This window comes from Streptomyces lonarensis, assembly GCF_012033735.1.
Taxonomy (GTDB): domain Bacteria; phylum Actinomycetota; class Actinomycetes; order Streptomycetales; family Streptomycetaceae; genus Streptomyces; species Streptomyces lonarensis.
This window is the reverse complement of the sequence record NZ_JAAVJD010000205.1, coordinates 1-9,590: the sequence shown is the minus strand read 5'-3', so window position 1 is coordinate 9,590 and position 9,590 is coordinate 1. Positions and strand designations below refer to the sequence as shown.

Below are 9,590 nucleotides of genomic sequence, written 5' to 3'. Positions count from 1 at the left end.
GTCCCGGCCGTCGGGGTCGTCCGGGGCGCCCGGCGCCGGGGGAGCGGGGCGCGTCGGCAGCCCGGGGCGGGCCAGGCGGGTCGTCCGCGACCGGGGCAGGGCGCGTTGCGCGAGGGCGTGCGCGGCGACGACCCGCCGGTGCCGTGCCAGATCGGGCGGCAGGATGAGGTACCCCAGGCGCACGAGTCGCGCGTAGTGCTCGACGATCGCGGCCTCTGCCGCCTCCAGGCGCACGACGGCGCCGTCCGGACGGGGCTCGGCCCCGGTGCCCGGGGCGGGTTCGGTGGGCGAGGGCTGAGAGGGAGTCACAATGAGCTGAACGAGTGACCCGCCGGGCGGTTACTTCACGCCGTCGTGTTGACGGAGGCCCCCGCCCGCACCGCACGCGGCGGGCGCATCACCTCGCCTCCCGGTGCGCGCCCGCGCTCGTGCGACACCCCCGCGCGCCGTCCGCCCCGGGCGCCGCCCCGTACCACGCCTTGTGCCCCGGCGCGTCCCCGAGCCCGCCCGGAGCCGCGACGGGGCACGCGTCAGCCCTTCACGCAGACGACCTGCTTCAGCTCCGCCTCGACGGTGACCAGGTCGCGCTGGCGCGAGATGACCTCCTCGATCGACTTGTACGCCCCCGGGATCTCGTCCACCACCCCCACGTCCTTGCGGCACTCGACACCGCGGGTCTGCTCCGCCAGGTCCGCCGCGGTGAACGCACGCTTCGCCGCCGACCTGCTCATCCGGCGGCCGGCCCCGTGCGAGGCGGAGTTGAACGACGCCTCGTTGCCCAGGCCGCGGACGATGTACGAGCCGGTGCCCATCGAACCGGGGATGATCCCGCGGTCGCCGCGGCCCGCCCGGATGGCGCCCTTCCGCGTCACCAGCAGCTCCGTCCCGTCGTAGACCTCCTCGGCCACGTAGTTGTGGTGGCAGGAGATCACCTCGTCGAACCGCGGCGTCGCGGCGCGGAACTCCCGCCGCACCACGTCCTGCAGCAGCGCCATCATGATCGCCCGGTTGAGGCGGGCGTACTCCTGCGCCCAGAACAGGTCGTGGCGGTAGGCGGCCATCTGCGGGGTGTCCGCGACGAAGACGGCGAGGTCGCGGTCGACCAGCCCCTGGTTGTGCGGCAGCCCCCGCGCCACCCCCATGTGGTGCTCGGCCAGCTCCTTGCCGATGTTCCGGGACCCGGAGTGCAGCATCAGCCACACGGCGCCGGTGGTGTCGGTGCACACCTCGACGAAGTGGTTGCCGCCGCCGAGGCTCCCCAGCTGCTTCTCGGCCCGCCCCCGGCGGAAGGAGACGGCGCCGGCGACGTCGTCGAACCGCGCCCACAGCGCGGTCGCGGCCGCGGTCGGCAGGCCGTGCAGCCGGGAGGTGTCGACGGCGGAGTCGTGCATCGCACGGCCCACGGGGATCGCCGACTCGATGCGGGAGCGCAGCCGCGAGAGGTCCTCGGGCAGATCGTCCGCGGTCAGCGAGGTCCGCACCGCCGACATCCCGCAGCCGATGTCCACCCCCACCGCCGCGGGGCAGACCGCGCCCTCCATGGCGATGACGGACCCGACGGTGGCGCCCTTGCCGTAGTGCACGTCGGGCATGACGGCCAGACCGCGCACCCACGGCAGGGTGGTGGTGTTCTGGAGCTGCCGCGCGGCGCCGTCGTCGATGCCCGCCGGGTCCGCCCAGCTCCTGATCGGTATCCGTGCGCCGGCCAGTTCGGTGTACGCCATGGTGTGCCGCCCCCGCGGTGTCGCTGATGAGAGCCGTATTGTCCCCACGCGCCCTGCGCGCCGGGCAACGGGTTTTCGCCCGCCGTCGGTGCACGGGACCGGTGGTGACGGGCCGTCGGCCCCGTCCGCCCCTCCGCTGCGCCACCCGCCGTTCCTCCCGCCGGGCCGACCCCGGAGGATGGCTGCGACCCGGCGTCCGCCCGCGTCATTACCCGCCCGAGAACGGAGTCCGTCCGCCATGACCGAGACGATCCGCCGCGTCCTCGTCCACACGCTCGACGACATCACCCTGGAGGAGGTCGCAGCGCCGCGTCCCGCCGAGGGCGAGCTGCTGGTGCGCAGCACCCTCGTCGGGATCTGCGGCTCCGACACCCACGCCGCCCAGGGGCACCACCCCTTCATCGAGCTGCCCTACCGGCCCGGGCACGAGGTGGTCGGTGAGGTCGTCGCCGCCGGGCCCGGGGTGAGCGGCTGGGCCCCCGGGCGCCGCGTCGTCGTGGAACCGGGCCTGGTCTGCGGCCGCTGCCCGCAGTGCCGCTCCGGGCGGTACAACATCTGCCGGGAGCTGGCGGTCTTCGGCTGCCAGACCCCCGGTGGCATGGCCGACCTGTTCACCATCGCGGCGGACCGCGTCCATCCGGTACCCGACGCGCTCAGCGACCGCCAGGCCGCCCTCATCGAGCCGTTGGCCACCCCCGTCCACGCCGTGGCGACGGCGGGGGACCTCACCGGGCGCACCGTCCTGGTGCTGGGCGCCGGGCCGATCGGCCTGCTGGTGGTGACCGCCGCCCGGCTGGCCGGCGCCCGGCGGGTGGTCGCCACCGACCTGCTGCCCGCCAAGCGGGAGCGGGCGCTGCGGCTGGGTGCCGACGCGGCGCTCCCGGCCGACGCCGCCGACCTTCCCGAGCGCGTCGCCGAGGCGCTGGACGGCCCGGCGGACGTGGTCTTCGACTGCGTGGCGCGGGCCGCCTCGATCGCGCAGGCCGTCGATTCCGTCACCAAGGGCGGGCGGATCGTCGTGGTGGGTGTCGGCGCCCCGGGCCCGACGCCGGTCCGGCTCGACCTGGTGCAGGACCGCGAGATCCGGATCGAGGGCACGTTGATGTACACCGCCGACGACTACCGGCGGGCGACGGAGATCATCGCCTCGGGCGCGGTGGACGCCGACGAGATCGTCACCGGCGTCTTCCCCCTCGGTGAGGCCGCGGCCGCCTTCGCCGCCGCCGCGGACCCGGCCCACGTCAAGGTGCTGGTCGCCGTCGGCGCCCGGCCGGGCGCCGACGGCGGGCCGGGTGGCGGCCGCTGATCACCCCAACGACCGGTCCAGGTTGGTCGCGGCGCTGATCAGCGCGAGGTGGGTGAAGGCCTGCGGGAAGTTGCCGAGGTGCTCACCGGTCAACCCGATCTGCTCGGCGTACAGGCCCGTGTGGTTGGCGTAGGTGAAGATCTTCTCCAGCGCCAGCCGCGCCCGCTCGACCTGGCCGGTCCTGGTCAGCGCCTCCACCCACCAGAAGGAGCAGATCGAGAAGGTGCCCTCCTCACCGCTGAGACCGTCCGGGGTCAGCCGCGGGTCGTAGCGGAACACCAGCCCGTCGGTGACCAGTTCCTCGGCGATCGCCTCGACGGTCGAGTGGAAGCGGGGGTCGTTCGGCGACACGAACTTGACCATCGGCATCAGCAGCAGTGAGGCGTCGAGCTCGGCGGGCGGCGTCTCGCCGGGGGCGTCGGCCAGCCGCTGGGTGAACGTCTCGCGGTCGCGGTTCCACCCCCGCTCCATGACCTGCCGGTAGATCGCGTCGCGCTCCCGCCGCCACCGCGCCAGGTCCGCCGGGAGGCCGCGCTGGTTGGCGATGCGGATCATCCTCTCCACGGCCACCCAGCACATCACCCGGGAGTAGGTGTGGTGCTGCTGCCCCGCCCGCGTCTCCCAGATCCCCTGGTCCGGGGTGTCCCAGTGGTCGAGCAGCCAGTCCAGGATGCGGCCGAGGTTGGCCCAGGTGTCGTGGGAGACGCCGCCGCCGTACTTGTTGAAGAGGTAGACGGAGTCGATCAGCTCGCCGTAGATGTCCAACTGGAGCTGGCCGGCCGCGCAGTTGCCCGCGCGGACCGGGCGCGAACCGCGGTACCCGGCGAGATGGTGCAACTCCTCCTCGGGGATGTGCGGGTCGCCGTCGATGGTGTACATCACCCGCAGCGGCCCCAGCTCCCCGTCGTCGGACCGGTCCAGGCACCGGGAGAGCCACGCGATGAACGCCTGCGCCTCCGCGGTGAAGCCCAGCCGCAGCAGCGCGTACAGCGAGAACGCCGCGTCGCGGATCCACACGTACCGGTAGTCCCAGTTGCGTTCGCCGCCCAGGTGCTCCGGCAGCGCGGCGGTGGGGGCGGCCACCACCGCGCCGGTCGGCTCGTGGGTGAGCAGCTTCAGCGCCAGCGCCGAGCGGTGCACCATCTCCCGCCACCGGCCGGTGTAGGACGACCGCGCGAGCCAACCGCGCCAGAACGCCACCGTCGCGTCGAAGAGCTGCTGCGCCGCGTCGGGGTCCAGCGGCCCCCGCTCATCGCCGGCGGAGCGGCCGCACCGCGAGGCGTCGCCGACCCTGCCCGGACCGCCGTCCTCGCCCGGGTCGCCGGCGCGCGGCCGGGCCGGGGCGGAACCGCCACCGGAGCGTCGTCCGTGGTCCCCGGGGCCGGCGGTCTCGGTGACCGCCCCGCCGTCCCCGCCGCCGTCCGTGCCACCGGGGTGTGCGTCGGGCTCCAGCACGAACAGCACCGACTCGCCCTGCGCGACGCGGAAGACCCCGTGCGCGTCGCCGCCGCGGTCCCGCAGCGGGACGTCGCTGTGGAGCGTCAGCGGCGGTGCGGCACCGGTGAACCGCACCCCGGTGGCTGTCGGCTCGATCCGGTACCGGGCCCGGCCGTAGTCCGGCCGGGGCGCCACCTCCACCCGCATCCGCATGTGCCCGCGGACGCTCACCACCCGGCGCACCAGCCGCTGCCGGTGGCCGGCGTCGTGCTCCCGCAGCACCGGCATGAAGTCCTGCACCTCGACCATGCCGTCCTCGGTCAGCATGCGGGTGATCAGGATGTTGGTCTCGGGAAAGTAGAACTGCTGCCGGGTCGCGACCTCGCACCCGGGCTCGATCGCCCAGAACCCGCCGCGCTCGGCGTCCAGCAGCGCACCGAAGACGCTCGGGGAGTCGAACCGCGGTGCGCAGAACCAGTCGATCCGGCCGTCGGTGCCGACCAGCGCCGCCGTGCGGAGGTCGCCGATCAGGCCGTGCTCGCCGATCGGCAGGTACGGCGGCGAGAGCCGCCCGGGCGCGTCCGCCCCGGTTCCGCCGCTCATCCGCGCGACACCCGCCAACCGCGGTCACCGGCGAGGTCCAGGGCGGACTGCGGGCCCCACCCGCCGCGCGTGTAGGGGACCGGGGCCGGCGGGTTCTCCAGCACCGGCGCGCACACCTCCCAGAGCCTCTCGATCTCGGCCGACCCGGTGAAGAGCGTCTGGTCGCCGCGCAGCGCGTCCAGCAAGAGCTTCTCGTACGCCTCCAGCGGACGCGCCCGGGCGAACGCCTCCTCGAACCGGAGTTCCAGGGAGGCGGAGGCCAGGGCGAACGCGGGGCCCGGCCGCTTCGCCCGCAGCTGCAGGGTGATCTCCGGCTCGTCGGTCAGCTCGAAGACCAGTTCGTCCGGGCAGGTCCCCGCCACCCGGTCGGCGAAGAGTCCCGCCGGCGGCTCGTGGAAGCCGATGGTCACCACGCGGCGGGAGGCGCCCAGCGCCTTGCCGGTGCGCAGCAGGAACGGCACACCCGACCAGCGGGGGCTGTCCACCCACGCCCGCAGGGCGACGAAGGTCTCGACCCGCGAGGCGTCGTCGACGCCCTCCTCGTCGCGGTAGCCCTCGTACTGGCCGAACACCACCTCGGCCGGGTCCAGCGGGCGCATCGCCGTGTAGACGCGCAGCTTCTCGGCCCGCAGCGCGGTCGCGGTGAAGGCCACCGGCTGTTCGAGCGCGACGAAGCCCAGGAGCTGGGAGAGGTGCGTGGTCAGCATGTCGCGGAAGGTCCCGGTCGACTCCATGAACCCCGCGCGCCCCTCGATCCCGATGCTCTCCGGGACGTCGATCTGGACGTAGGCGATGTGGTGCCGGTGCCAGGCGGGTTCGAAGAGCCCGTTGGCGAAGCGCAGCGCCAGGATGTTCTGCACCGCCTCCTTGCCGAGGAAGTGGTCGATGCGGAAGACGCGCTCCTCCGGGACGACCCGGTGCACCGCGGCGTTCAGGGACCGTGCCGAGGCCAGGTCCTCGCCGAACGGCTTCTCCATGACGAGGGACGCGCCCGCCGCGATGCCGGTCTCGCCCAGCATCGTGATCATGGGCTCGGCGGAACTGGGCGGCACCGACAGGTAGATCAGCGTCCGCGTGTCCTCTCCGAGACGTTCGCGCTCGCGGCGGACCCGTTCCGCCAACGCGCTGCCGTCCTCGGCGGAGGAGGTGCAGAAGGTGATCGCCGCCGCCAGCTGCCGCCAGGCGTCCGCGTCGAACGCCTCCTCCGGCAGGTGGTCCGCCACGGCCTGGCCCAGCGCCGCGCGGAACTCCTCGTCGCTGCCGGGGGAGTGGCGGCCGGAACCGATGACGCTGAGCCGTTCGGGCAGCATCCCGGAGCGGTGGAGGCGGAGCAGCCCGGGGAAGAGCTTGCGGCGGGCGAGGTCGCCGGTGGCGCCGAAGATCACCAGGACGTGGGGGTCGGCGGGCCGGCTTCCGGAGGGGTCGTCAGCGGTCATGGGTGCGCTCGCTCTCAGCCGTCCTCGGCGCGCCGCCCCGGCGCCCCGGCGGCGGGGCTCGCGTCGCCCGCCTGCTTCCTGGATATCCGGGAACCGCGCGGTGACCGGCACACCACGCCGGTGACGGCGGCGCCGGCCGCGCACGGCGGCCCGGCCGCACCGCCGTCCGGGGGAGCGGCGCCCGGTCCTGCCGTTCCGGCCCCGCGGGGGAACGGGCCGGTCGGGGCCGTGGCAGGCGGACCGGGTCGTGAATCGGCGAGAATCTCCCGACCCGTTTCAACGAACGGCCACGGAACGCGGTTAGCTGATCGCAAGGCGGGACCGAACAGACCGTCCCGCGACCGCGCATGAGCACAACCATGCTCCCGACGACGTGAGTTGGAGACCCCGTGACCCACGACCACCACCGCAGCGTCCGGACCGGCCCGGCCGCTCCGCCGCGCACCACGCACCCGTGCCACCCGCCGGGCAGACCCGCCCGGCCCACGGCCCGCGCCGTGCCCGCCGGGACGGTCCGCGAGGAGGGCGCGTGAACGACCTCCCGCGCCGTTCCGCCCAGGCCGTCCCCGATCTGGTGCAGCTGCCCCCCGCCTTCCAGGCGTTCCACGAGCTCCACTTCCCCGCGTACCTCTCCTACGTCGAACTGCAACTGGGCGACGTGCACGAGGCTCGGCAGGTGGTGGAGGACGTGTTCGTCTACCTCGCCGTCCACTGGCAGGCGCTGATGCGCACGGAGGTCCCGGCAGCCGAGGCGTGGGCGGTCGTCAAGACCGTCGTCGCCAGCCACCTCGACGAGCGCGGCCGCCGGCCCGCCATGCCGGAGACTGCCGTGTTCCGCCGGGTCGCCACCGACGTGCTGCGGCAGACGCGCGGTCAGTTCGCGGTGATGGAAAGCGTCATAGGGCTCTATCCCGCCATCGCCCGCCTGCCCGAGCGGCTGTTCGACGTCGTGGTGCTGCGGTTCGTCCTCGGCTACCCGACCGGCCAGGTTGCCGCGATCATGGGACTGGAGGAGGGCACCGTCCGCAGCCACGTCCACCACGCACGGGGCAAGCTCTCGCGCGAGCTGGGCTGCGGCGACCCCGACGGACGGAGGACCCCGTGAGGACCGCAGAACAGGACTTCGACGCCTTTCTGGCCAACGCCGCCATCCCCCTCGCCACCACCCGCGCCGACCTGGAGGCGTCCCGCCGCCGCATCGAGGAGCGGCTCGCCGCCACCCTCCGGCAGCGCTACGCCCCCGGAGTACGGGCCCCCAGGGCGGACGGCCCGCTCGCGGACGGCGCGGCGGCCCGGCCGATGCCGGCGCACCACCGGGCCGGCGAGGACCTCCGGCAGCTGTGCACCCTCGTCGTCCGCGATGCCAAGGCGGCGGCGAGCATCGCCGGACTGGTCAACTCCGTCCGCATCGAACCGGACGGCGCGCTGGTCTTCGCCTGCCTCCTGCACCTCGCGGACCGCACGGACGGCGCGCAGTTCTGGTGGCAGTTCAGCGCGGGCGCCGGGCGGGGGACCTCCGCCGTCTGCCTCCACCTGCTCCACCTGCAACGGGGCGAGCACCGCGACGCCGGCTACTGGGCGGCGCAGGTGGCCGCGCTCGGGCAGGAGGCGCCGTGGTTCGTCCACGACATGCTGCGCGCGCACGCGGCGCTCGGCGACCGCCGCGCGGCCCCCGCCACGCCGCCCGCACTGGCCGCCGCGATCCGACGGCTCGACGTCGCGACCGACCAGGACTTCGGACCCGTGCCGCAGCCGGACCCGGCCCTCGCGGCCCAGCTCACCGGCTGACGGGCGCGCTGCCCGCCCCGCGCGGCGGCGGGGCGGGCGGATGTCGCCACCGGTCAGGACGCGGTGGTGGGACCCTGCGCGGGAGCGACCGGGTAGCCGCTGGTGAGCGCGACCCGGTTCCAGGCGTTCATCACGACGGCCAGCCAGCCGACCGCCGCTGCCTGCCGCGCGTCCAGGGGGTCCGGCTCCGCAGTGGCGGGCGGCGGAGCGGCCGGCGAGGTGACCGCCTCCGCCAACCGCAGCGCCGCGCGTTCGACATCGCTGAAGTACTGCGACTCACGCCAGGCGCTGAGTACCGCCAGCCGGTCGGTCGTCTCGCCGAGGGCCAGCGCGTCCCGGGTGTGCATCCGCAGGCAGAACGCGCAGCCGTTGAGCTGGGAGACGCGGATCTTCACCAGCTCCGGGAGCAGCGGGTCCAGCCCGGCGGCCGCGACCCCGGCGTCCGCCTGTTTGCCGAGGTCGATCAGCCGCCGGTAGGCGGCCGGGTCACCCGAGGTGAGGTCGACGTGGTTCATGGTGGTCCTCCCGTGGTGGTGACGCGGCGGTGCGGCCCCGACCGGTGCGACCGGGTGTCCCCGCCGCACCTACGACGAGACGGCGCGCCAGAATGTGAGGTGCGGGCCGGACCACCGGCCCCGGCCGGCCGCCGGGCGGAAGGAGCCCCAGGTGACGGAGGAGCGGGAAGCCGCCGTCGGCTCGCCCGGACCCGACCCCGGGCCGTGCGCGGTGGAGCGGGAACGAGGACGGCTCACCGGGATGGCCCACCGCATGCTCGGGACGGTCAGCGAGGCCGAGGAGGCGGTCCAGGAGGCGTACCTGCGCTGGTACCGGCTGGACCGCGCGGACCGTGAGCGCGTCACCAACCCGGCTGCCTGGCTGACCCGGGTCACCAGCCGCATCTGCCTGGACCTGCTCGGCAGCGCCCGCGCCCGCCGCGAGCGCTACGTCGGTCCCTGGCTGCCCGAACCCGTCCCGGAAGGCGCCTTCCCCGGTGCCGGCGGCGGCTGGGCGCGCTCCGTCGCGATGGCCCCCGCCGCCGAACAACCGCCGGACCGGGTCGTGGTCGACGAGGAGGTCGGCACCGCGCTGCTGGTCGTCATGGAGTCCATGACCCCGGCCGAGCGGGTGGTCTTCGTCCTGCACGACGTCTTCGCCGTACCGTTCGCCGAGATCGCCCTCGCCGTCGGCCGCACCCCCGCCGCCACACGGCAACTGGCCCGGTCCGCCCGCGCCCGCCTCGGCTCCGCGCGCCGGGCGCCGGCCGACCGGGCCGAGCACGCCCGGGTGGTGGCGGCC

The 9,590-nt window shown here is 74.8% G+C and carries 8 protein-coding genes and 1 pseudogene; 4 read left to right on the top strand and 5 right to left on the bottom strand.

Going from position 1 to position 9,590, the window contains the following annotated elements:
* A pseudogene (locus HCN56_RS20225) lies at nt 1-309 on the bottom strand (hypothetical protein); the annotation flags it as partial.
* 221 nt (nt 310-530) lie between these two features.
* Nucleotides 531-1,724, bottom strand: a complete 1,194-nt coding sequence (locus tag HCN56_RS20220) for an RtcB family protein (RefSeq protein ID WP_167973177.1) — start codon at nt 1,722-1,724, stop codon at nt 531-533.
* A 238-nt stretch (nt 1,725-1,962) separates the two neighbouring features.
* On the opposite strand from HCN56_RS20220, the gene HCN56_RS20215 reads away from it, so the two are divergent.
* The gene (locus HCN56_RS20215) at nt 1,963-3,030 is read left to right on the top strand and encodes a zinc-dependent alcohol dehydrogenase (RefSeq protein ID WP_167973175.1); all 1,068 of its coding nucleotides are present in this window, start codon (nt 1,963-1,965) and stop codon (nt 3,028-3,030) included.
* On the opposite strand, the gene HCN56_RS26625 is transcribed toward HCN56_RS20215, so the two are convergent.
* Both HCN56_RS26625 and zwf read right to left on the bottom strand, forming a co-directional pair.
* A complete protein-coding gene (locus HCN56_RS26625; protein WP_245246785.1) occupies nt 3,031-5,070 on the bottom strand; it encodes a glycoside hydrolase family 15 protein in 2,040 nt (679 codons plus the stop codon). It abuts the gene before it with no gap.
* Nucleotides 5,067-6,506 carry a glucose-6-phosphate dehydrogenase gene (gene zwf / locus HCN56_RS20200; RefSeq protein WP_167973173.1) on the bottom strand — a complete coding sequence of 480 codons (1,440 nt, stop codon included), beginning with the start codon at nt 6,504-6,506 and terminating at the stop codon, nt 5,067-5,069. The genes HCN56_RS26625 and zwf overlap by 4 nt, the downstream gene beginning before the upstream one ends.
* A 529-nt stretch (nt 6,507-7,035) precedes the next feature.
* On the opposite strand from zwf, the gene HCN56_RS20195 reads away from it, so the two are divergent.
* On the top strand, nt 7,036-7,611 hold the full coding sequence (locus tag HCN56_RS20195) for a sigma-70 family RNA polymerase sigma factor (protein WP_312871315.1): 576 nt from the start codon (nt 7,036-7,038) through the stop codon (nt 7,609-7,611).
* Entirely contained in the window at nt 7,608-8,294 is a 687-nt protein-coding gene (locus tag HCN56_RS20190) for a hypothetical protein (protein WP_167973171.1), read from the top strand. The genes HCN56_RS20195 and HCN56_RS20190 overlap by 4 nt, the downstream gene beginning before the upstream one ends.
* A 53-nt stretch (nt 8,295-8,347) precedes the next feature.
* On the opposite strand, the gene HCN56_RS20185 is transcribed toward HCN56_RS20190, so the two are convergent.
* Nucleotides 8,348-8,809 (bottom strand): carboxymuconolactone decarboxylase family protein, encoded by a 462-nt coding sequence (locus HCN56_RS20185; RefSeq protein WP_167973169.1) that lies wholly within the window; start codon nt 8,807-8,809, stop codon nt 8,348-8,350.
* A 151-nt stretch (nt 8,810-8,960) separates the two neighbouring features.
* Here HCN56_RS20185 and HCN56_RS20180 point away from each other — a divergent pair.
* Nucleotides 8,961-9,590, top strand: a 630-nt coding sequence (locus HCN56_RS20180; protein WP_312871314.1) for a sigma-70 family RNA polymerase sigma factor, incomplete at its 3' end; no start/stop codon positions are given.

Coding starts and splice junctions, on each gene's coding strand:
- HCN56_RS20220 (WP_167973177.1), bottom strand. CDS start 1,724: ATGGCGTACACCGAACTGGCCGGCGCACGGATACCGATCAGGAGCTGG.
- HCN56_RS20215 (WP_167973175.1), top strand. CDS start 1,963: ATGACCGAGACGATCCGCCGCGTCCTCGTCCACACGCTCGACGACATC.
- HCN56_RS26625 (WP_245246785.1), bottom strand. CDS start 5,070: ATGAGCGGCGGAACCGGGGCGGACGCGCCCGGGCGGCTCTCGCCGCCG.
- zwf (WP_167973173.1), bottom strand. CDS start 6,506: ATGACCGCTGACGACCCCTCCGGAAGCCGGCCCGCCGACCCCCACGTC.
- HCN56_RS20185 (WP_167973169.1), bottom strand. CDS start 8,809: ATGAACCACGTCGACCTCACCTCGGGTGACCCGGCCGCCTACCGGCGG.